We start from the raw sequence: 20556 nt of genomic DNA on the forward strand, positions 1-20556 counted from the left end.
AGCGCGGCAACACTTGGCCAGGAGTTGACCATAACGTCGCATCCGACAGGGCTTCAGTTCTTTTCACTTCCGTCCCGGCACCGTAAACTGGCGCCAGCCAATTGGAGTAACGGGAATGCGAATCATTGCGGCCGCGGGCGTTCTTGCCCTGGGTATGATGGCGAGCCAGCCGGCGCGCGGCGACATCTTTCCGGTGCCTCCGTTCAAGGGCAACGACACCGGCGGCATCATCGCCTATTCGATGGCTACCCAGGTCGATGCGCGGCAGGTCGCGGTCGATCACTGCGCGCGCTACGGCAAGGTCGTCAAATTCCTCGGCGTGCAGGCCTATGAGGGCGGCTACATCTCGTTCTCCTGCCGCTGGGTGCCCTATGGCGCCGCCAATCAGCCGATCCGCACGCTGTACTGAGGCGTCTTCGTAGCGCAGCGATCTCTCAGCCGGGAGCTTCCCACATGACGCGCAAACTTGCTTTGCTCGGCTCGGCCGTTTGCTTCGTGTTGTCGGCCGGCAGCGCCTGCGCCGACGATCTGCCGGTGCGCAAGGCCGGCCTGTGGGAATTGAAGATGGTCAGGAGCGGCTCTGCGATGCCGGAAATGACCATGCAGCACTGCACCGACGAGACCGTCGACAAGGAGATGAACAACAACGTCTCCCCGATGGCCAAGCAGATCTGCGCCAAGCTGGACATCAAGAAGACCGCGACCGGCTATGTCACCGATTCCGAGTGCAGCGTCGCCGGCATCAGCACCACCTCGCATGCCGAGATTACCGGCGACTTCAACTCGGCCTATACGGTGAAGACCTCATCACACGCGCAGGGCGGCGCCGCCGGCACCGCGGGGCGCGACACCACCATGACGCTCGAAGCGAAATGGCTGGGCGCCTGCAAGCCCGATCAGAAGCCCGGCGACATCGTCATGCCCGGCGGCTTCAAGATGAACGTGCGCGACATGGACAAGTTGAAGGCGCTGCTGCCGAAGTAAGGTTGTCTTCCCCTCTCCCCTTGCGGGAGAGGGTGGCTCGCCGCGAAGCGGCGAGACGGGTGAGGGGTATCTCACCGCGAATTCAAATGAGAGTGGGCCTGCGGAGAGATACCCCTCATCCGGCGCTTCGCGCCACCTTCTCCCGCAAGGGGAGAAGGGAAAAGTCGGCTACACCGGTATCCGCACACTCGCCCTTAATCCGCCCATCGGGCTGTCGCCGAGCGTGATGTCGCCGCCATGAGAGCGGGCGATGTCGCGGGCGATGGCAAGGCCTAAGCCCGTGCCGCCTTCGTCCTGGTTGCGGGCGTTGTCCAGCCGCAGGAACGGCTTGAACACTTCTTCGCGCAGATGCGCGGGAATGCCGGGGCCATCGTCGTCGACGGTGACGGTCAAATAACGGTGATCGCGCTGGCCGGTGATGGCGATGCTCTTGCCGTAGCGCGCCGCGTTGGTGACGAGGTTGGCGAGGCAGCGCTTGAACGAGGCCGGCTTCACCGTCACCACGGGCAGGCCGTTGAATGCGACGGTCGCAGCGTGGCCGTGGCGTTCGGCGTCGCTGCGCAACTCCTCGAGCGCCTGCGCCATGTCGGTCGGCTGCGACTGCTCGCCGGAATCGCCGCGGGCAAACGCAAGGTAGTCCTCCAGCATCATGGACATCTCGTCGACGTCCTTGCGCATGCCCTCGAGCTCCGGGCTGTCGCCGATCAGCGCCAGCTCGAGCTTGAAGCGGGTCAGGATGGTGCGCAGATCGTGGCTGACGCCGGCGAGCATCGCGGTGCGCTGCTCCATCGTGCGCTCGATGCGCGACTTCATCTCGAGGAAGGCGACCGCCGCGCGCCGCACCTCGCGCGCGCCGCGCGGCCTGAAGTTCGGCGCCTCGCGGCCCTTGCCGAAACTTTCCGCGGCATCGGCAAGCCGCAGGATCGGCTTGATCTGGTTGCGCAGGAACAGCACCGCGACGATCAGCAGGATCGAGGACGTGCCGACCATCCAGAACAGGAAGATCTCCGAGTTCGAGGCATAGGCCGCGCTGCGCTGCGCGAACACGCGCATCACGGCGTCGTCGAGCTGGATGCGGATCTCGACGAGGTTGGAGCGGCCGACCGTGTCGATCCAGAACGAGCGCCCGATCTGGCGGCCGAGCTGCACCGACAGCGTCTGGTCGAGCAGCGAGAAGAACGGCTTTGGTCCCGGCGGCGGCATGTCGCCGGCGGGCAGGAAATCGACGACGAGGCCCAAACGCTGCTGGGCGATGCGACGGATCTGGTCGCGGTCCTTGTCCTGCGGATAGCCCTTGTAGACGTCGATCAGCGCGGCGATGTCCTGCACCACCGCGGCCGACAGGCGGCGCGTCACTGTGTTCCAATGCCGCTCCATGAACACGAAGGCGACCACCGATTGCAGGATCACCATCGGCACGATCATGATCAGCAGCGCGCGGGCATAGAGGCCGGTCGGCATCCAGCCCTTGAACGCATTGCCCATCCAGCCATTGGCGGCGGAGACGCGGCCGGCGGCGCTCTTCAGCAGCGTCAGGCCGGTATCGATCGTGCTCATCGGTCGCGCTTCACTGCTTTATGGCGATGCCACCAGCCGGTAGCCGATGCCGCGCACCGCCTGGAGGAACAGCGGATTGGCGGGGTCGGTCTCGATCTTGCGCCTGAGGCGGTTGATCTGCACGTCGACGGCGCGCTCGTTGACGCTGCCATTGCCGGTCAGTGCGCTGCGCGGCACGGTCTCGCCCGGCGTCTCCGAGAGGATGCGAAGCATCTCGCGCTCGCGGTCGGTGAGGTGAATGACCTCCTCGCCCTGGCGCAATTCGCCGCGATCGAGATGATAGACGTAGGGGCCGAACGCGATCTTCTCCACCACCGCGGCCTGCGGCGGCGGGGCGGCGCGCTTGAGGATGTTGTTGATGCGCAGCGCGAGCTCGCGCGGCTCGAACGGTTTTGCCACGTAGTCGTCGGCGCCGATCTGAAGGCCCTCGATGCGGGCTTCGGCCTCATGGCGTGCCGTCAGCATCACGATCGGCACCGAGGAGGAGGTCCGGATGAAGCGGGCGAGGTCGAAGCCGGTCTCGCCAGGCATCATGACGTCGAGGATCAAGAGATCGAAATGCAGGCCCATGAGCTTCGAACGCGCATCGCTGGCGCTGGCCGCGGTCGAGACGCGATAGCCTTCGCTGGCGAGGAAGCGCGACAGCAGATCGCGGATGCGGCGGTCGTCGTCGACCAGCAGGAGATGCGGGGCATCATCGGCCGGTTGCACCGGCGGACGGGCGAGCGTGGCAGCGAGCGGCACGGTCACTCCTTTGCGTCTTGATTGACGGAGGCGAAGATCGTCTCCAGCACCTTGTCCGGATCGTCGCGGTCGATCATCGCGCGCAGGAAGCGCTTGACCGTCTCCGCATCCTGCGGCGCCATCTCGGCGAGCGCCTTGGTGATCCGCGTGGTCTGGAGCCCGGCGAGCTTCTGCACCAGCGCCTCGCCCTTCGGCGTGGCGTAGAGCAGGCGCTGGCGACGATCATTGTCGCCGGTCTTCTGCACGATATAGCCCTCGTCCAGGAGCTGCTTGAGCACCCGGCCGAGCGACTGTTTTGTGATGCGCAGGACGTCGAGGAGATCGGCGACCTTCAGCCCGGGATAGCGGTAGACGAAGTGCATGACGCGGTGATGGGCCCGGCCGAAGCCGAAAGCCTCCAGCTCCTGGTCGGGATCGCCGACGAAGTCGCGATAGGCGAAGAACAGCAGCTCGATGATATCCCAGCGCAAATTGCCTCCTTCGCCTGCGGCCGGCCGGAGCTCGGCAGCGTCTTGAGAGGGAGTCGCGAAATTTATGTCAGGCATATTGACGTATCTTGGGTTCAATGTTACAAAACGATCGACCCGCACGAAATTTTAGATCGTTTCGCGTCGGGTGGTATCGAAGCAGAGGCGGCCGGAGAGAGCCGGACAGGCGACGACGGCCGGATCAGATCTACCGTGCGATTGTCGAGCGGCATTTCGACAAAACATACTGGACTTCCGCCTTCCGCAAAAGCATGTCCTCGACGACATGCTGGCCACGGAAACCGGCCGTAACAAGGCTGGCGGTGGCCCGGCCACAACTCTAATCAAGCCAGCCGGACCCGAAACAGGGCAGGCGGGCGCCAGAACAGCGCCGCTACCGGCAGCGGGAGCCAAGGACATGAGCATGAAATTCGACATCCAGCCCGCATCCGATCCTACGCCAGAGAAGGACCGCGTCGCCAAGCTGGTGGACCCCGGCTTCGGGCGGGTCTTCACCGATCACATGGCGATCGTCCGCTACAACCAGGCCAAGGGCGGCTGGTACGAGGCGCGCATCGAGGCGCGCGCCAACTTCCAGCTCGATCCGGCGGGTGCCGTCCTGCACTACGCTCAGGAAATTTTCGAGGGCCTCAAGGCCTACAAGCGCGACGACGGCGGCGTGAACCTGTTCCGCCCCGACGCCAATGCGCGGCGCTTCAGGGATTCGGCCGACCGCATGGCGATGGCGCAGTTGCCCGAAGACGTCTTCATCGAGGCGGTCGAGCAGGTCGTGCGCATCGACCGCGCCTGGATGCCGGGCGGCGAGGGCAGCCTTTACCTGCGGCCCTTCATGATCGCGAGCGAGACCTTCCTCGGCGTCAAGCCGTCGTCCGAATACATCTTCGCGGTGATCGCCTCGCCCGTCGGCTCCTATTTCAAGGGCGGGCCTGCGCCGGTGTCGATCTGGGTGTCGGAGAACTACACGCGCGCCGCGGTCGGCGGCACCGGCGCGGTCAAGTGCGGCGGCAACTATGCCGCGAGCCTGCGCGCGCAGGCCGAGGCCATCCAGCACGGCTGCGATCAGGTCGTGTTCCTCGACGCGGTCGAGCGCCGCTACATCGAGGAGCTCGGCGGCATGAACGTCTTCTTCGTGTTCGACGACGGCTCGCTCTCGACGCCGCCGCTCGGCACGATCCTGCCCGGCATCACCCGCGACTCCATCATCACGCTGGCGAAGGATGCCGGCAAGACGGTGCGCGAGGAGCCGTACTCGCTCGACCAGTGGCGCAAGGATGCAGCCAGCGGCAAGCTGAAGGAAGCCTTCGCCTGCGGCACCGCGGCCGTGATCTCGCCGATCGGCAAGGTGCGCTCGGTGAGCGGCGATTTCGAGATCAGCGGCGGCGCCGCCGGCCCCGTCGCCATGGGCCTGCGCAAGCAGCTCGTCGACATCCAGTACGGCCGCACCAACGATCCGCACAACTGGATCCGCAAGGTGTTTTGATACGCGATGAGAGCGTTTCCCCTCTCTCACGAGGGAGAGGGGAAATGCGCAACGTTTGTGGCCTATTGCGCACTGAACGTGCTGCTGCGGACATGCGACAAAGCCAGGACACAACAAGCATCCTGGACATCGCGATCATGGCAACAAAACTCTCCCAACCCGCGAAATGGGTCGTTCTCGCCGCCATCACCGGCGTCTCCGTTTTCGGCATCCTGACCATCGGCCCGACGCACGAGGTCGCAGCGCAAGACCGCTCGCCGATCGTCGACGTGCGTACCACCGATCCCGAGATGAACACCGCGATCGCGCGCGCCCGCGGCACGCTCCCGACCTTCTGGGCCTCCTATGAATCCCCAAAACCGTCGGAGACTGGGCTCGCCCTGAAGGTGCGCTTCTCGACCCGCAAGGGCGGCGAGCACATCTGGATCGCCGAGGTGAAGAAGCAGCCCGACGGGACCTATTCGGGCCTGTTCGCCAACGAACCGCGCGATCTGCCCGGCAAGCACGCAGGCGACGAGGTCAAGTTCAGCGAAGCCGACATCTCGGACTGGATGTTCATGCGCAACGGCAAGATCGTCGGCGGGGAGACCATCAAGCCGACGCTGAAGTCGCTGCCGAAAGCGGACGCGGACGCGCTGAGGGCCCGGATGGAGCAGCCGTAACTCTACTTCCCCTCTCCCCGCCTGCGGGGAGAGGGTAGGGTGAGGGGGAGTCTCCGCGGGGGCCGGTGACAGCTGGATTCGCGGAGAGTCCCCCTCACCCGGATTGCTTCGCAATCCGACCTCTCCCCGCAAGCGGGGCGAGGTGAAGAACACCCCGGTTGCCGCCTCGCGCGTCGGCTGGTAAACGCCGCGCATGGCCGAGAAACCCAAAAAACCCCAGAAGCTGAAGGCGCGTTTGCCGCGCGGGCTCGAGGATCGCGATCCCGCCGCGATCCGGGCGACGCGCGAGATGGTCGAGAAGATCCGCGCCGTCTACGAGCTCTACGGCTTCGAGCCGGTGGAGACGCCGGCGATGGAATACACCGACGCGCTCGGCAAGTTCCTGCCCGACCAGGACCGCCCGAACGAGGGCGTGTTCTCGTTCCAGGACGACGACGAGCAGTGGATTAGCTTGCGCTACGACCTGACCGCGCCGCTCGCCCGCTACGTCGGCGAGCGCTACGGGACCGACGCTCTGGTCTTGCCCTACCGCAGCTACCGCGTCGGCTACGTCTTCCGCAACGAGAAGCCCGGCCCCGGGCGCTTCCGCCAGTTCATGCAGTTCGATGCCGATACGGTCGGCTCGGCAACGCCGGCGGCGGATGCCGAGATCTGCATGATGGCGGCCGACACGATGGAGGCGCTCGGGATCGCGCGCGGCTCCTATGTGGTGAAGGTGAACAACCGAAAAGTGCTGGACGGCGTCCTGGAAGCAATCGGGCTCGCTGGTGAAGAGAATGCCGCACGCCGACTGACCGTGCTGCGCGCAATCGACAAGCTCGACAAGTTTCCCGCCGACGAGGTGCGCAAATTGCTCGGTTCCGGCAGGTGGGATGGTGGCGAAGAGGGCAAGGGCGACTTCACGAAAGGCGCCAACCTGAGCGCGGCCGAGGCTGACGTTGTTCTCGCTATCACCAAACCGCGCGACGATTGGAAGGAAGCCATTGCCGCGGCGGAAACTTACCTCGCCAAGAGCGAAGTTGGTCAGGCCGGCGTCAGCGAGCTGGAAGAGATCGCCAAGCTGGTCGCGGCGTCGGGTTACGGTGCGGACCGTATCAAGATCGACCCCTCCGTCGTGCGCGGCCTCGAATACTACACCGGCCCCGTCTACGAGGTCGAACTCCTGCTCGACACCAAGGACGAGAAGGGCCGCCCGGTGCGCTTCGGCTCCGTCGGTGGTGGTGGCCGCTATGACGGTCTCGTCTCGCGCTTCCGCGGCGAGCCGGTGCCGGCGACCGGTTTCTCGATTGGCGTCTCGCGCCTCCAGGCCGCGCTGACGCTGCTCGGAAAGCTCGACACGCGGCCCGAGTTCGGGCCTGTCGTCGTCACCGTGTTCGACCGCGACCGCGTCGCCGACTATCAGAAGATGGTGGCGTCCTTGCGCACCGCCGGCATCCGCGCCGAGCTCTATCTCGGCAATCCCAAGAACATGGGCAACCAGCTCAAATATGCCGACCGCCGCAATAGCCCTTGCGTCATCATCCAGGGCTCCGATGAAAAGGCGCGCGGCGAGCTGCAGATCAAGGATCTGATCGAGGGCGCGAAAGCGGCGGCCGCGATCGCCTCCAACCAGGAATGGCGCGAGAGCCGCCCGGCGCAGTTCTCGTGCAGCGAAGCCGACCTCGTCGCAAAAGTGCGCGAGGTGTTGGGCCGCCATGACGTAAAGTGGGGATAGCCATTCCGGCAGGCCGTCATGCCCGGGCTTGTCCCGGGCATCCACGTCTTGTTTGATAGAAGAGAACGTGGATGGCCGGGACGAGCCCGGCCATGACGACAGCAGCAGGGAGAAAACGATGCCTGAGATCACCGTCAGCATGGCCGAAGGCCGCACCGACGAGCAGAAGGCCGGCATGATGCGCGACATCACGCAGGCACTGGTGAAGAATCTCGGCGTCGACGCCGATGCCGTCGTCATCCAGATCAACGAAGCCCCGCTCCGCCACAAGATGAAGGGCGGCAAGACGTTCGTGGAGCGCGCGGCCGCGGCGAAGAAGTAGTTTCGGCTGGTTCGGCAAACACAACTGTCGTCCCCGCGAAAGCGGACCCATAACCACAGGGAGTGGTTATGGGCGAGCTGGTAACTCCGAGTCTTGGCCAAGCTATTCCCAGTGGTTATGTGTCCGGATCAGGGCTCCGCTTCGCTGCGCTTGTCCGGGACGACAGCGGAGATTGAGGCCACCATGGACGCACGCGACTTCATCACAATCGGCATGAGCGCGGAGCGCACGCTGGTGGTCCCAGTGGAGCGCACGGTTGGGCACTTCGTGCCGGGCATGCCTTTTGTCTATGCGACGCCGATGATGATCCTCGAGATGGAGATGACGTCGGGCGATGCGATCCGCTCTGCGCTTCAGCCGGGCTGGGTCACGGTCGGCACCGAGGTCGACATCCGCCATCTCGCAGCCGCCCTGGTTGGTGCGACGGTGCGGACCACCGCGAAGGTGGTCGCAGTCGAGCGCCGCGTCATCCGTTTCGAGGTCGAGGCGTTCGAGGGCACGCGCAAGCTCGGCGAGGGCCGCCACGCGCGCGGGCTCGTCAATGTCGAGATGTTCAACAAGCGCCTCGGGGCCGGCTCGAAATTGTAGGGTGGGCAAAGGCGCGAAGCGCCGTGCCCACCATTGCTCCGCGTGCGAGGTGGTGGGCACGCTTCCGCCTTCGTTCTTCGAGCTACGGCGGACAAGTCGCTTTGCCCACCCTACGGCATCCCGCTACTTCGCCAATTCCCTCGACCGCTGCGTCGCGGCCGCAATCGCGCGGATCATCAGGTCGCGCAGGCCGGGCTCACCCATCAGCACGCCGAGTGCTGCGGCCGTGGTGCCGCTGGGCGAGGTGACGTTCTGGCGCAGCGTGCCGGAGGGAAGCTCGGATTGATGCAGCAGCTCGCCCGAGCCGGCGACGGTCTCGCGTGCGAGCTTGGTCGCCAGCGCCTCGGGCAATCCCGCTTCGACGCCGGCGCGCGCGAGTTCCTCGGCGAGCAGGAACACATAGGCCGGGCCCGAGCCGGACACCGCGGTCACCGCATCCATCAGGCTCTCGTCCTCGACCCATTCGACCGATCCGGTGGCGCGCAGCAGCGCATCGGCCACCGTGCGCTGCGTGGCGCTGACGTTTTTCGCCGCAACCGCCACCGTGATGCCGCGGCCGATCGCGGCCGGCGTGTTCGGCATCGCGCGCACCACGGCGCCGCCGCAGACCTCCTGGAGCGAGGCGATCGTGGTTCCCGCCATGATCGAAACCACGGAGGTGTTCTCCGAGACGAAGGACTTCAGCTTCGCGCCGGCCTCGCGGAACATCTGCGGCTTCACTGCGACGACCATGGTCTCGACCTGGCCTGCCGCCTTCGCATCGGGATTGAGCGCCACGCCCTTGGCGGCAAGCGCGCTGATCTCGGGCGCAATGTGCGGGTCGACCACCGCGACACGGCGCGGATCGAGCCCGCCCGCCAGCCATCCGGTCAGCAGCGCGCCGCCCATCTTGCCGGCGCCGGCAAGAAGGATGGTGCCGGTGATGTTTTGAAGGGTGCTGTTGTTAGCCACTGCGGTCACCACAAATTCGGTGTCGTCCCGGCGAAGGCCGGGACCCATAACCACGAGTGGTTCTAGTGGATGGAGGTGTTGGCAACAAGCCGCGTGCCACAAGCGAAATCACGCGGTATGGATCCCAACTGCGCGCGCTTGAGGCGCGCTTGTCCGGGACGACGTGGGGAGGGAGCGGCGGCTCTGTTACCTCGTGAGAGGCCTTACGCCTCTCCCACCGTATCGAACATCGCTGCGTCCATCGCTTCCGCCGTGGTCTTGCCGGCCCACACCACGAACTGGAACGCCGGGAAGTAGCGCTCGCAGGCGTGGATGGCGCCGGCGAGCATGGCCTCGCATTGCGCGGTCGAGGCGGTCAGTCCGCCCGGCAGCACCAGGGCCTGGCGGTGCATGACCATGCCGGTGTTGGTCCACAGGTCGAAATGGCCGACCCACAACTGCTCGTTGACGGCGGCGACGAGCCGCTGCACTTCGCTCCGCCGCGCGACCGGAATCTTCATGTCGAACGCGCAGGCCAGATGCAGCGCCTCGATCCCGCCCATCCAGGTGAAGGAGAGCTGGTAGTCGGTCCATTGTCCCTTCGAGACAATCGTGAGTTCGTCTTCGCCGGAGCGTTCGAACGGCCAGTTGTTGCTGGCAGCGATATCCTCGACCACCGCGAGCGGATGACTTCGGGAATCGATAGCGCCTTCGAGCAGGGACATGCCGTCTCGACCTCTTGCCTTCTTGTTGTCTTTGATACGCACGCGGTTGGTCTGGCGCGCGCTCCCTCAACATCGCTGAGGCGATCCCCTCGGAGTCGCTCTCGCGGTCCCGGGATCAGCGCGGGCTTGTCGCGGATCAACTGATGTGATTTGCGGAATCTGCGCAACTGGCTGCCGAGTCCGTCCACAAGTCAGGACTCGTTCGTCCACAGCTCATCTCCGCCACAATTCTTAACGGAGGAGAACAAACCGGAATCGGATCGACCGGCCTTGCTGCGTTCCGTGTGCCGGAGCCCTCCTTGCGGGTCCGGATCGGTCCCGCCCTGTTCGATGTCTGCCCCGCAGGATTTTCGCAGAGTTTCGCTCTGACGTCATAGGCACATGCGTAGTACCCATAAGGAAGGTTCTTGCTGGCCGTCTCCCGGTTCGTCATAATTCCAAATAGTCCACCCATATCGGGTGGATAAGTTCTCAGGGCGGGGTGGAAGTCCCCACCGGCGGTAAGGGCCGAAAGGCCCAAGCCCGCGAGCGCCTTCTCCTTGATAGGGATTCCTTCGGGGACCCCTCGGAGGGAAGGGTCAGCAGATTCGGTGCAACTCCGAAGCCGACGGTTAAAGTCCGGATGAAAGAGAACGGTCGGTGGCAGACGCATCGCAAGGTGCGGCTGTTTGTCGTTCCGTGTGCCCTGATTCTGGTCCTTAACTGAGGAAAGCCATGAATCAGATGTTGCAAGATCCCCAAGTTCAAACTTCCAAAGCTGAAACTGCCGAGACGACCCAACCGCCGGTTCCCGTGGACCCGCCGGCAATCGAGCATCCGCGTTTTGCAAAGCCGCAGCGGGTGGCCTTCGTGCAGGCCTGCTGGCACCGCGACGTGGTCGAGGAAGCCCGCATCGCCTTCATGAAGGAGGCCGAGGCGCGCCACCTCACCCATGTCGACGTGTTCGAGGTGCCGGGCTCGTTCGAGATCCCGCTGCACGCGCAGGTCCTCGCCAAGACGCGGCGCTACACCGCGATCGTCGCGGCCGGCCTCGTCGTCGACGGCGGCATCTATCGCCATGAGTTCGTCGCCGACACGGTGATCAAGGCGTTGATGGACGTGCAGCTCCGCACCGAGGTGCCGGTGTTCTCCGCGGTGCTGACGCCGCAGCAATTCCACGAGACCGAGGTGCACTACGATTTCTTCCGCAGGCATTTTGCGATCAAGGGCGTCGAGGTCGCAGAAGCCTGCGCCAACACGCTGCTCGGTCTGGAGCGCTTGCGCGGCCAGGTCGCGGCGGGGATTGTGTAACGCAGCGCAACGACTCTCATCCCTCACCCTGAGGAGCGCGTAGCGCGTCTCGAAGGATGAGGGCCCGGATGCTGCCGCGGGCCTGCATGGTCGAGACGGCGCTTGCGCGCCTCCTCTCCATGAGGCTCCGGCAGCCTTCACACGCCGCTGATTGTCAATCCCGCCGCCGTCCCTGTAAAGTCGGCGGCGGGAGGAGGCCGTGCCGTGGAGACGGCGTGGCCGACAAGATCATGTTCGAAGGACACGATCCCTATCTCGTCGCGCTCTCTGTGGCGATCGCGAGCCTGGGTGGCTATACCGGCTTTGCACTTGCGGCTCGCATCCGCAACACGCCTGGCGTCAGTAACCGCGTTCTTCTCGCGGGCGCGGCGGTGTTTTTCGCCGTCGGCATCTGGACCATGCATTTCGTCGGCATGCTGGCCGCGCCGCTGCCGCCCGACACGGTCTATCTCGTTCTTCCCACCATCATCTCGTTCCTGATCTGCGCGCTGGTGGTCGGCATCTCCCTGTTCTTCGTCTCGATCGGCGAGCCGTCCCTGAAGCGGGTGGCCTCGTCCGCCGTGCTGCTCGGCGTCGGCATCGCCAGCATGCATTATGTCGGCATCCATGGGCTCGCCGGTCCCTTCGGCATCGCGCATGACCGGACGATGGTGCTGCTGTCGGTTTTGGTTGCGGTCGTCACCGCCTATGGCGGCTTGCGCGCCTTCCTGGCGCAGCAGGAAGGCGTTCGGCTGATCGTCAGCTCGATCGCTTTCGGCATCGCCGTCTCCGGCATGCACTACACGGCAATGCTCGGCATGCATTTCGAGCCGCTGACGGGGGCGGGGCATCACCATCCCGGCAGCGGTCTTGCCGCGTCGCAGCAAATTCTCTCCATCGTCGTCGCCGTGCTGTGCTTCGTGATCGCCGCCGGCTTCCTGCTCTCGCTGGTGCCGGATCGCCGGCAGGCGCAGACGTCTCCAGCCGCCGACCCGGTTTTACCGCCAGTCGCTCGCGCTGAACCGGTCGTCGCGGCTGGGACATCGCCGCGGCCGGTGGGACCGCTCGGCGGTCTCGGCCTGCCGCCCCGCGCTCCGGCGCCGCGGCTGCCGGTCGAGGGAGCCGACGGCACCCATTTCATCGACACGGCCAACGTCCGCAGCGTTCGGGCGGACGCGCACTACACCCTCGTCCATGACGGCACGCGCGAGCGGATGTGTCCATGGTCGATCTCGGAGGCCGAGGCGCAACTCGATCCGTCGCTGTTCCTCAGGGTACACCGCAGCCATATCGTCGCGATCCCCCATGTCGCGCTGGTCCGGAAAGAGGGCGACGGCGCCGTGCTCGAGCTCGATGGCCCGTCACCACACTTGGTCCCGGTCAGCCGCGCCAAGATCGCCGAGGTGAAGGCGAGGCTGGGGCTGGTCAATCGGCGGCACGCGTAACGCTCCGGCCGCACCGGAAGTGCGCTCCCTCTCCCGCTTGCGGGAGGGCTGGGGTGGGGGTGCCTCCGCAGAGAGACTCCCCAAGAGGAGAAAGCCCCCACCCGCCGCGCACTTCGAGCGCGTCGACCTCCCCCGCAAGCGGGAGAGGTGCAGCGAGATCGCCGCCTTAGGTCGCCGTCCCTGACGCAATTCGTGCGTTCCCACCCGCAACTCGTGCGAAATCCGCTGTTCCGTGCCCCGGCGATTGCAGCTTGCCCCGCTCGGAGAGACCGTCCGGCCAACGTCCGCGCCGCCACCGGCCCAAGGACGATTATGGGAGGAGACGATGATCCCGGGCTCATTCAGCTATCACCGGCCGGCGAGCGTCGCCGATGCCGTCAAACTCTTGTCAGACCTCGGCGAGGATGCGCGGCCACTGGCCGGCGGGCACAGTCTGGTGCCGATGATGAAGCTTCGGCTCGCGACCCCCGCCCATCTAATCGATCTGCACGGCATCGCCACCCTGAAAGGCATCCGCCGCGACGGCAATAATCTGGTCATAGGCGCGATGACCACTCAGCACGAGCTGCTGGCCTCCAGCGACGTCGCGCAGTCCATGCCAATCCTGCACGAGGCAGCCCTGCTGATCGCCGATCCCCAGGTGCGCTACCGCGGCACGATTGGCGGGAACGTCGCCAATGGCGATCCCGGCAACGACATGCCGGCGCTGATGATGACCTTGGGTGCGACCTACCGCCTCGAAGGGCCCGATGGTGCCCGGGATGTCCCCGCCGCCGATTTCTATCAGGGCGCCTATTTCACTGCGCTCGAACCCGGCGAGATCCTGACCTCTGTCTCGGTCCCCGTGCCGGCAGCCGGCCACGGCTACGCCTATGAAAAGCTCAAGCGCAAGGTCGGCGACTACGCCACCGCGGCGGCGGCCGTTGTGCTCACCATGTCCGGCGGCAAGGTCGCGACCTGTTCGATCGGCCTCACCAATGTCCACGAGACGCCGCTGCTCGCCGCTGACGCCGCCAAAGCGGTGATCGGCACCAGCCTCGATCCAGCTACGCTGAAAAAGGCGGCTGCCGCAGCCGAAGCGATCATGGCGCCGGCGGCGGATGCGCGGGGGCCGGTCGAATACCGGAAACATGTCGGCGGCATCATGGTGACGCGCGCGCTTCAGCGCGCGGCCGCCGTCGCCAAGTAAGGGAGGGGATCGATGGCAAAAACACATGTGACCATGAAGGTGAACGGCGCCGAGGTCGAAGGCCTCGTCGAGCCGCGCACGCTGCTGGTGCATTTCATCCGCGAGAACTTGCAGATGACCGGCACGCATATCGGCTGCGAGACCACCCATTGCGGCGCCTGCACTGTCGATATCGACGGGATGTCGGTGAAGTCCTGCACGATGTTCGCAGTCCAGGCGGACGGCTCCGACATCACCACGATCGAAGGCATCGCCAATGCCGACGGCACGCTGTCGGCCTTGCAGGAAGGCTTTCGCATGATGCACGGCCTGCAATGCGGCTTCTGCACGCCCGGCATGATTGTCCGCGCGCATCGGCTGCTGAAAGAAAACCCGTCGCCGAGCGAGCAGGAGATCCGCATGGGCATCTCCGGCAACATCTGCCGCTGCACCGGCTACCAGAACATCGTCAAGGCAATCCAGTACGCTAGCGCCAAGATCAACGGCGTGGAATTCCAGGAGGCCGCAGAATGAATGACCTCACTCCCACGCGGGAACAACGCACCGCCGCACTCGAGGGCATGGGCTGCAAGCGCAAGCGCGTCGAGGACATCCGCTTCACGCAGGGCAAAGGCAATTACGTCGACGACGTGAAGCTGCCGGGCATGCTGCATGGCGACTTCGTTCGCTCGCCGCATCCGCATGCGCGCGTCAAAAAGATCGACGACAGCGAGGCGCTGAAAGTTCCCGGCGTGCTCGCGGTCATCACCGCCGAGACGCTGAAGACCGTGAACCTCGCCTGGATGCCGACCTTGGCCGGCGACGTGCAGATGGTGCTCGCCGACGGCAAGGTGCTGTTCCAGAACCAGGAGGTCGCCTTCGTGGTCGCGACCGACCGCTATGCCGCCGACGACGGCATCAACAAGGTGGTGGTCGAATACGAGCCGTTGCCGCCGCTGGTAGATCCCTTCAAGTCGATGGATGCGGACGCGCCGGTGCTGCGGGAAGATCTCGCCGGCAAGACCACGGGCGCGCACGGGCCGCGCAAGCATCACAACCATATTTTCGAGTGGACCGTGGGCGACAAGGAGCTGACCGACGCCGCCTTCAACAAGGCCGAAGTGAAGATCAAGGAGATGATCTCCTATCACCGCACCCATCCGTCGCCGCTCGAGACCTGCCAGTGCGTCTGCTCCTTCGACAAGATCAAGGGCGAGCTGACGATCTACGGCACGTTCCAGGCCCCGCATGTGATCCGCACCGTGGTGGCGCTGATCGCAAAGCTGCCGGAGCAGAAGATCCATGTGATCGCGCCTGACATCGGCGGCGGCTTCGGCAACAAGGTCGGCGCGTATCCCGGCTATATCTGCGCGGCCGTCGCCTCCATCGTCACCGGCAAGCCGGTGAAATGGGTCGAGGACCGCATCGAGAACCTGACCGCGACCTCGTTCGCGCGCGATTATCACATGACGACGGAAATCGCGGCGACGAAAGAGGGCAAGGTCACCGGCCTGCGTGTGCACGTGCTCGCCGATCACGGTGCGTTCGACGCCTGCGCCGACCCGTCGAAATGGCCGGCCGGTTTCTTCAATATCGTCACCGGCTCCTACGACTTCCCGACCGCGCATCTGGCGGTGGACGGTGTCTACACCAACAAGGCGCCGGGCGGCGTCGCCTACCGTTGCTCGTTCCGCGTCACGGAGGCGGCCTACTGCATCGAGCGCGCCATGGATATTCTGGCGCAGAAGCTCAACATGGACCCGGCGGAGCTCAGGCTGAAGAACTTTATCAAGCCGGAGCAGTTTCCCTATCATTCGGCGCTGGGCTGGGAATACGATTCCGGCGACTACCACACCGCCATGCGCAAGATGATGGAGACGACCGGCTACGCCGCGCTCCGCAAGGAGCAGGCCGAGAAGCGCGCGGCCTTCGCGCGCGGCGAGACCCGCGAGATCATGGGCCTCGGCATCTCCTTCTTCACCGAGATCGTCGGCGCCGGCCCGTCGAAGAATTGCGACATCCTTGGGATCGCCATGTTCGACTCCTGCGAGATCCGCATGCACCCGACCGGTGCGGGCATCGCGCGCATGGGAACCAAGAGCCAGGGCCAGGGCCACGAGACCACCTGGGCCCAGATCATCGCGACCGAGATCGGAATCCCTGCCGACAACATCCAGGTGGAGGAGGGCAACACCGACACCGCGCCCTACGGGCTCGGCACCTACGGCTCGCGCTCGACGCCGGTGGCGGGCGCCGCGATCGCGATGGCGGCGCGAAAGATCAAGGCCAAGGCGCAGATGATCGCGGCCTACAAGCTCGAGGTCCACGAGGATGATCTCGAATTCGACATCGACGGCTTCCGGGTGAAGGGCCTGCCGGAAAAATTCATGTCGATGAAGGACATCTGCTGGGCAGCCTACAACTCCGTGCCGCCGGGCATGGAGCCGGGGCTGGAGGCGGTGAGCTACTACGATCCGCCCAACATGACCTATCCGTTCGGCGCCTATCTCTGCGTGATGGACATCGACGTCGATACCGGCGTGTACAAGATCCGTCGATTCTACGCGCTCGACGATTGCGGCACCCGCATCAACCCGATGATCATCGAGGGCCAGGTGCATGGCGGCCTGACCGAAGCCTTCGCGATCGCGATGGGTCAGGAGATCCGTTACGACGAGGTGGGCAACGTCGTCACCGGCTCGTTCATGGATTTCTTCATGCCGACCGCGGTCGAGACGCCGCATTGGGAGACCGACTTTACCGTCACCCCGTCGCCGCATCACCCCATCGGCGCCAAGGGCGTCGGCGAGAGCCCGAATGTCGGCGGCGTGCCGGCCTTCTCCAACGCCGTCAACGACGCGTTCTCGTTCTTGGGGAGTACGCATATCCAGATGCCGCACGACTTCTGGCGCAACTGGAAGGCGGCCAAGGATCTGGGCGCGGTGGCCTAGTTGGTTGGTTCGTCGTGCCGGGGCGCCCGAAGGGCGAACCATGGCGCGCAATTGCGCACCGGAGAATCTCGAGGTTCCGGGTTCGATGCATTGCATCGCCCCGGAACGACGGAGAAAAGACATGAAAGGTCGTGACGAAATCGCACAAGCCCTGTCCGCATCGGGCTACATCGCCGATGCGGACCTCGCGACTGCGATCTCGCTGATGCAATTGCTGCGGCGTCCGCTCTTGCTCGAAGGCGAGGCGGGCGTCGGCAAGACCGAGGTGGCGAAGACGCTGGCCAAGGTGCACGCGACCGAGCTGATCCGTCTGCAATGTTACGAAGGCCTCGACCAGTCGTCGGCACTTTACGAGTGGAACTACCAGCGCCAGTTGCTGGCGATCCAGGCCCATCGCGGCACTGACAGCATCGAGGACCAGGTCTTCTCGGAAAAGTACCTGCTGGAGCGCCCGCTGCTCGCCGCGATCCGCCGGCCGAAGGCGCCGGTGCTGCTGATCGACGAGATCGACCGCGCCGACGACGAGTTCGAGGCGTTCCTGCTGGAACTGCTGTCCGACTTCCAGGTCTCGATCCCTGAGCTCGGAACCATCCCTGCGGTCACCATCCCGCATGTGGTGCTGACCTCGAACGGCACGCGCGAGCTCTCCGACGCGCTGCGCCGGCGTTGCCTCTACCATTATGTCGATTATCCCGACGTCGATCGCGAGACTCGCATCATCCTGGCGCGCGTCACTGGCGCCAGCCCGTCGCTCGCGCTGCAGATTGCTCGTATGGTCGAGGGCGTGCGCAAGGAGGAGCTGCGAAAGGTCCCGGGTGTCGCGGAGACCCTCGACTGGGCGGCGGCCCTGGTCGGGCTCGATATCCGCGATCTCCACGATGCGCCCGAGACGGTGCATGAGACACTGGTCTGCCTGCTCAAGACCCATGAGGACCGCGCCCGCGTCACGTCGGAGGTGACGCAGCGCCTGCTGGGGAAGGTCGCATGAGCTGCTGCGGCTCCAGCCCCGGATATGACGATCTCAACGAGGTCTCTCGCCTCGTGTCGACACGGCTTGCCGCCTTCTTGCGCACGCTGCGTGATGCCGACTTCCGCGTCGGGCTTGCCGAGGGACAGGACGCGGCGACGCTGATGGCGTCGGGCTACGCGGCGCGGCCGAGTTTGTTGCGCGCGGCGTTCAAGCACTTGTTCTCGGCGCGCAAGTCCGACTGGGACAAGTTCGACGGGCTGTTCGATGCGTTCTGGCTAGGCAAGCGCGTGCGCTCCCGCTCCCGGACGATTGGCTCGGCGCCCGGTGCCAGCAATCCGTCGCTGAAGAGCCTGCGGGACAAGTCGGTGGAGCAGGGCGGTAACCAGTCCGTCACCGACCAGCTCCCGTCGTCCGATGATGCTCCGGAAGGCCGTTCCGGCGACGGTCGAATGGAAGGCGCTTCGCGCGCGGACAATCTTGCGGAGGTCGATTTCAGGAAGCTTGGCGATCCCGATCTGGTCGCACAGGCCCATGAAGCTGCGGCGCAGCTTGCGAGCGCGATGCGCACGCGGTTGACGCGGCGCGATCTGGCGCGCCGGCGCGGCTACCGGCTTGATCTCCGCCGCACCATTCATCGCAATATCAGCCATGGCGGCGTGCCGATCAGCCTCGTCAAGCGGCAGCGCAAGGATAAGCCGCTGCGTCTGGTCGTGCTGCTCGATGCCTCGGGCTCGATGAGCATGTACACATCAGTGTTCCTGCGCTTCATCCACGGCGTGCTCGACCAATTCCGCGAGGCCGAGGCGTTCCTGTTCCACACCCGCCTCGCCTACGTCTCCGATGCGATGAAGGAGAGGGACGCCGGCCGCGCGCTCGACCGGCTCTCGATCATGGCGCAGGGCGCGGGCGGCGGCACGAAGATCGGCGAGAGCCTGCAAACCTTCAACCGATGGCATGCTTCGCGCGTTCTCCATTCGCGCAGCTGCGTGATGATCGTCTCCGACGGCTATGAGACCGGCGATGCCGCGCTGCTCGGCCGCGAAATGGCGGCGCTGCGCCGCCGCTGCCGCCGTATCGTCTGGCTCAATCCGATGATGGCCTGGGAAGGCTATGCGCCCGAAGCGCGAGGTATCAAGGCGGCGCTGCCGCATGTCGATCTCTATGCGCCCGCGAACTCGCTGCAAAGCCTGCGTGCGCTCGAACCCTATCTGGCGAAGCTCTAGAGGAGGCGCCGATGACCGCTCATGTCGAAGTGCTGGATCTCGTGGCGCAGATGAAGGCCGCCGAGCGCGCCTTCGTGCTCGCGACGGTGGTGCGTACGGTTTCGGTGACCGCGGCGAAGGCCGGCGCCAAGGCGATCATCGCGGCCGACGGCAGCATCGTCGCGGGCTGGATCGGCGGCGGCTGCGCCAAGGGCGCGGTGCTCAAGGCGGCGCGCGAAGCGCTCGCCGATGGCGAGCCGCGCATGGTCTCGGTGCAGCCGGAAAACCTTCTGGCCGAGCTCGGAGTCAGCGCCGGCGAGAGCCGCGACGGCATCCGCTTCGCCAGCAACATGTGCCCAAGCAAGGGCACGATGGATATTTTCGTCGAGCCGGTGCTGCCGCATCCCTCGCTCGTCATTCTTGGCGCCAGCCCGGTGGCGCTGTCGCTGGCCGCGCAGGCGCGCACGCTCGGCTATCACGTCACGCTGGCCGCACCCGCCGCCGATCTCACGGCCCAGCCGGATGCCGACATTGTCATCGATGGCTACCAGCTCGGCGAGCTCAACGAGGCAAAACGCTTCGTCGTGGTCTCGACGCAAGGCAGGGGCGACGAAGCCGCTCTGCGCGCGGCGCTCGCGACCAGGGCCGACTATCACGCCTTCGTCGGCAGCCGCCTCAAGATGGCCGCGCTGCGCGCGAAGCTGATTGCGGAGGGCACCAGCGCCGTAGCAATCGATGATGTCAAGGCGCCGGCCGGACTCGATCTCGGTGCCATCACGCCGGAGGAGATCGCGATGTCAATCCTCGCCGAAATCACCAGGGAGCGCCGGCGCGGCCAGCGCGCCGCCATCCAAGTCGCAAGCAGAGAGTGAGAACCGATCATGCAGATGAACGACAGCCAGCGCATCCCCGCCTCACGCGAACAGGTGTGGGCGGCGCTGAACGACCCCGCTGTGCTGAAGCAGTGCATTCCCGGCTGCCAATCGCTTGAGGTGACCGCCCCGAACGAGATGACCGCGACGGTGGTCTTCAAGGTCGGCCCGGTGAAGGCGACGTTCAGCGGCAAGGTGACCCTGTCCGATCTCGATCCGCCCAACAGCTACCGTATCTCGGGCGAAGGCTCCGGCGGCGTCGCCGGTTTCGCCAAGGGCGGCGCGGTCGTGCGGCTGGAATCCGAGAGCGCCGAGATCACGGTGCTGAACTACGAGGTCGACGCGCAGATCGGCGGCAAGCTCGCCCAGTTAGGGGCGCGGCTGATCAATTCGACCGCGACGAAGCTGGCCGGCGAGTTCTTCAAGTCGTTTGCCGAGGTTGTGGGTACGAAGGCTGAAGCGGGTTGAAACGTCGTGAGGTCTTG

Annotated in this window: 21 protein-coding genes and 1 riboswitch; of the genes, 16 read left to right on the top strand and 5 right to left on the bottom strand. The window is 65.5% G+C overall.

Annotation, left to right across the window (positions count from 1 at the left end; all coding sequences use genetic code 11):
* The first annotated feature begins 115 nt into the window (after positions 1–115).
* Together BM118_RS29150 and BM118_RS29155 are read left to right on the top strand one after the other, a co-directional pair.
* Positions 116–409 carry a hypothetical protein gene (locus tag BM118_RS29150; protein ID WP_092189793.1) on the top strand — a complete coding sequence of 98 codons (294 nt, stop codon included), beginning with the start codon at positions 116–118 and terminating at the stop codon, positions 407–409.
* A gap of 44 nt (positions 410–453) precedes the next feature.
* Positions 454–984, top strand: a complete 531-nt coding sequence (locus tag BM118_RS29155) for a DUF3617 domain-containing protein (protein ID WP_092189795.1) — start codon at positions 454–456, stop codon at positions 982–984.
* Between the two features lie 168 nt (positions 985–1152).
* Here the strand turns inward: BM118_RS29155 and BM118_RS29160 are convergent, their stop codons facing one another.
* Genes BM118_RS29160 through BM118_RS29170 form a run of 3 tightly spaced genes read right to left on the bottom strand, consistent with a single transcriptional unit; the run spans position 1153 to position 3830 of the window.
* A complete protein-coding gene (locus BM118_RS29160; RefSeq protein ID WP_092189796.1) occupies positions 1153–2541 on the bottom strand; it encodes an ATP-binding protein in 1389 nt (462 codons plus the stop codon).
* 18 nt (positions 2542–2559) lie between these two features.
* Positions 2560–3291 (bottom strand): response regulator, encoded by a 732-nt coding sequence (locus BM118_RS29165; RefSeq protein ID WP_027545994.1) that lies wholly within the window; start codon positions 3289–3291, stop codon positions 2560–2562.
* Positions 3288–3830, bottom strand: coding sequence for a MarR family winged helix-turn-helix transcriptional regulator (locus BM118_RS29170; protein ID WP_027545993.1), 543 nt, complete (start codon positions 3828–3830; stop codon positions 3288–3290). The genes BM118_RS29165 and BM118_RS29170 overlap by 4 nt, the downstream gene beginning before the upstream one ends.
* A 340-nt stretch (positions 3831–4170) precedes the next feature.
* Here BM118_RS29170 and BM118_RS29175 point away from each other — a divergent pair, with 340 nt between their 5' ends.
* The 5 genes from BM118_RS29175 (at position 4171) to BM118_RS29195 (ending at position 8539) form a co-directional block, all read left to right on the top strand.
* The gene (locus tag BM118_RS29175; RefSeq protein ID WP_092189800.1) at positions 4171–5253 is read left to right on the top strand and encodes a branched-chain amino acid aminotransferase; all 1083 of its coding nucleotides are present in this window, start codon (positions 4171–4173) and stop codon (positions 5251–5253) included.
* A gap of 137 nt (positions 5254–5390) precedes the next feature.
* Positions 5391–5915: a YegJ family protein gene (locus tag BM118_RS29180; protein WP_092190209.1), complete on the top strand. Its 525-nt coding sequence runs from the start codon at positions 5391–5393 to the stop codon at positions 5913–5915.
* 193 nt (positions 5916–6108) lie between these two features.
* Positions 6109–7629, top strand: coding sequence for a histidine--tRNA ligase (hisS, locus tag BM118_RS29185; RefSeq protein ID WP_092189802.1), 1521 nt, complete (start codon positions 6109–6111; stop codon positions 7627–7629).
* Between the two features lie 67 nt (positions 7630–7696).
* Complete coding sequence (locus tag BM118_RS29190) at positions 7697–7951, top strand: tautomerase family protein (RefSeq protein WP_283806384.1); 255 nt, start codon at positions 7697–7699, stop codon at positions 7949–7951.
* 183 nt (positions 7952–8134) lie between these two features.
* Positions 8135–8539, top strand: coding sequence for a thioesterase family protein (locus BM118_RS29195; RefSeq protein ID WP_092189804.1), 405 nt, complete (start codon positions 8135–8137; stop codon positions 8537–8539).
* Between the two features lie 123 nt (positions 8540–8662).
* Here BM118_RS29195 and proC read toward each other — a convergent pair whose 3' ends face one another.
* Together proC and BM118_RS29205 are read right to left on the bottom strand one after the other, a co-directional pair.
* Positions 8663–9538, bottom strand: a complete 876-nt coding sequence (gene proC / locus BM118_RS29200) for a pyrroline-5-carboxylate reductase (protein ID WP_177234842.1) — start codon at positions 9536–9538, stop codon at positions 8663–8665.
* Between the two features lie 155 nt (positions 9539–9693).
* On the bottom strand, positions 9694–10194 hold the full coding sequence (locus tag BM118_RS29205; RefSeq protein ID WP_092189808.1) for a type III secretion system chaperone family protein: 501 nt from the start codon (positions 10192–10194) through the stop codon (positions 9694–9696).
* A 463-nt stretch (positions 10195–10657) separates the two neighbouring features.
* Positions 10658–10832, top strand: a riboswitch (FMN riboswitch).
* A 76-nt stretch (positions 10833–10908) separates the two neighbouring features.
* Between BM118_RS29205 and BM118_RS29210 the strand changes: the two genes are divergently transcribed.
* The 9 genes from BM118_RS29210 (at position 10909) to BM118_RS29250 (ending at position 20539) form a co-directional block, all read left to right on the top strand.
* Positions 10909–11484 (top strand): 6,7-dimethyl-8-ribityllumazine synthase, encoded by a 576-nt coding sequence (locus BM118_RS29210; protein ID WP_092189810.1) that lies wholly within the window; start codon positions 10909–10911, stop codon positions 11482–11484.
* Between the two features lie 230 nt (positions 11485–11714).
* Positions 11715–12908, top strand: a complete 1194-nt coding sequence (locus BM118_RS29215) for an MHYT domain-containing protein (RefSeq protein ID WP_092190211.1) — start codon at positions 11715–11717, stop codon at positions 12906–12908.
* A 325-nt stretch (positions 12909–13233) separates the two neighbouring features.
* Positions 13234–14097, top strand: coding sequence for an FAD binding domain-containing protein (locus BM118_RS29220; RefSeq protein ID WP_092189812.1), 864 nt, complete (start codon positions 13234–13236; stop codon positions 14095–14097).
* Between the two features lie 12 nt (positions 14098–14109).
* Positions 14110–14610, top strand: coding sequence for a (2Fe-2S)-binding protein (locus tag BM118_RS29225; protein ID WP_027545983.1), 501 nt, complete (start codon positions 14110–14112; stop codon positions 14608–14610).
* Positions 14607–17027, top strand: a complete 2421-nt coding sequence (locus tag BM118_RS29230; protein ID WP_027545982.1) for an aerobic carbon-monoxide dehydrogenase large subunit — start codon at positions 14607–14609, stop codon at positions 17025–17027. The genes BM118_RS29225 and BM118_RS29230 overlap by 4 nt, the downstream gene beginning before the upstream one ends.
* 121 nt (positions 17028–17148) lie before the next feature.
* A complete protein-coding gene (locus BM118_RS29235; RefSeq protein WP_092189814.1) occupies positions 17149–18015 on the top strand; it encodes an AAA family ATPase in 867 nt (288 codons plus the stop codon).
* Positions 18012–19220 (top strand): vWA domain-containing protein, encoded by a 1209-nt coding sequence (locus BM118_RS29240; protein WP_092189816.1) that lies wholly within the window; start codon positions 18012–18014, stop codon positions 19218–19220. Before BM118_RS29235 ends, BM118_RS29240 begins: the two co-directional genes overlap by 4 nt.
* Positions 19221–19231: 11 nt before the next feature.
* A complete protein-coding gene (locus tag BM118_RS29245; protein WP_092189818.1) occupies positions 19232–20071 on the top strand; it encodes an XdhC family protein in 840 nt (279 codons plus the stop codon).
* 9 nt (positions 20072–20080) lie between these two features.
* Positions 20081–20539, top strand: a complete 459-nt coding sequence (locus BM118_RS29250; RefSeq protein WP_092189820.1) for an SRPBCC family protein — start codon at positions 20081–20083, stop codon at positions 20537–20539.
* Positions 20540–20556 lie beyond the last annotated feature (17 nt).

The sequence above is a fragment of the Bradyrhizobium sp. cf659 genome, from assembly GCF_900113725.1.
GTDB lineage: Bacteria > Pseudomonadota > Alphaproteobacteria > Rhizobiales > Xanthobacteraceae > Bradyrhizobium.

Excerpts from the sequence above, each read along its gene's own strand:
- BM118_RS29150 (WP_092189793.1), top strand. The coding sequence starts at position 116 with ATGCGAATCATTGCGGCCGCGGGCGTTCTTGCCCTGGGTATGATGGCG.
- BM118_RS29155 (WP_092189795.1), top strand. The coding sequence starts at position 454 with ATGACGCGCAAACTTGCTTTGCTCGGCTCGGCCGTTTGCTTCGTGTTG.
- BM118_RS29160 (WP_092189796.1), bottom strand. The coding sequence starts at position 2,541 with ATGAGCACGATCGATACCGGCCTGACGCTGCTGAAGAGCGCCGCCGGC.
- BM118_RS29170 (WP_027545993.1), bottom strand. The coding sequence starts at position 3,830 with ATGCCTGACATAAATTTCGCGACTCCCTCTCAAGACGCTGCCGAGCTC.
- BM118_RS29175 (WP_092189800.1), top strand. The coding sequence starts at position 4,171 with ATGAGCATGAAATTCGACATCCAGCCCGCATCCGATCCTACGCCAGAG.
- BM118_RS29180 (WP_092190209.1), top strand. The coding sequence starts at position 5,391 with ATGGCAACAAAACTCTCCCAACCCGCGAAATGGGTCGTTCTCGCCGCC.
- hisS (WP_092189802.1), top strand. The coding sequence starts at position 6,109 with ATGGCCGAGAAACCCAAAAAACCCCAGAAGCTGAAGGCGCGTTTGCCG.
- BM118_RS29195 (WP_092189804.1), top strand. The coding sequence starts at position 8,135 with ATGGACGCACGCGACTTCATCACAATCGGCATGAGCGCGGAGCGCACG.
- proC (WP_177234842.1), bottom strand. The coding sequence starts at position 9,538 with ATGGGTCCCGGCCTTCGCCGGGACGACACCGAATTTGTGGTGACCGCA.
- BM118_RS29205 (WP_092189808.1), bottom strand. The coding sequence starts at position 10,194 with ATGTCCCTGCTCGAAGGCGCTATCGATTCCCGAAGTCATCCGCTCGCG.
- BM118_RS29210 (WP_092189810.1), top strand. The coding sequence starts at position 10,909 with ATGAATCAGATGTTGCAAGATCCCCAAGTTCAAACTTCCAAAGCTGAA.
- BM118_RS29215 (WP_092190211.1), top strand. The coding sequence starts at position 11,715 with ATGTTCGAAGGACACGATCCCTATCTCGTCGCGCTCTCTGTGGCGATC.
- BM118_RS29220 (WP_092189812.1), top strand. The coding sequence starts at position 13,234 with ATGATCCCGGGCTCATTCAGCTATCACCGGCCGGCGAGCGTCGCCGAT.
- BM118_RS29225 (WP_027545983.1), top strand. The coding sequence starts at position 14,110 with ATGGCAAAAACACATGTGACCATGAAGGTGAACGGCGCCGAGGTCGAA.
- BM118_RS29230 (WP_027545982.1), top strand. The coding sequence starts at position 14,607 with ATGAATGACCTCACTCCCACGCGGGAACAACGCACCGCCGCACTCGAG.
- BM118_RS29235 (WP_092189814.1), top strand. The coding sequence starts at position 17,149 with ATGAAAGGTCGTGACGAAATCGCACAAGCCCTGTCCGCATCGGGCTAC.
- BM118_RS29240 (WP_092189816.1), top strand. The coding sequence starts at position 18,012 with ATGAGCTGCTGCGGCTCCAGCCCCGGATATGACGATCTCAACGAGGTC.
- BM118_RS29245 (WP_092189818.1), top strand. The coding sequence starts at position 19,232 with ATGACCGCTCATGTCGAAGTGCTGGATCTCGTGGCGCAGATGAAGGCC.
- BM118_RS29250 (WP_092189820.1), top strand. The coding sequence starts at position 20,081 with ATGCAGATGAACGACAGCCAGCGCATCCCCGCCTCACGCGAACAGGTG.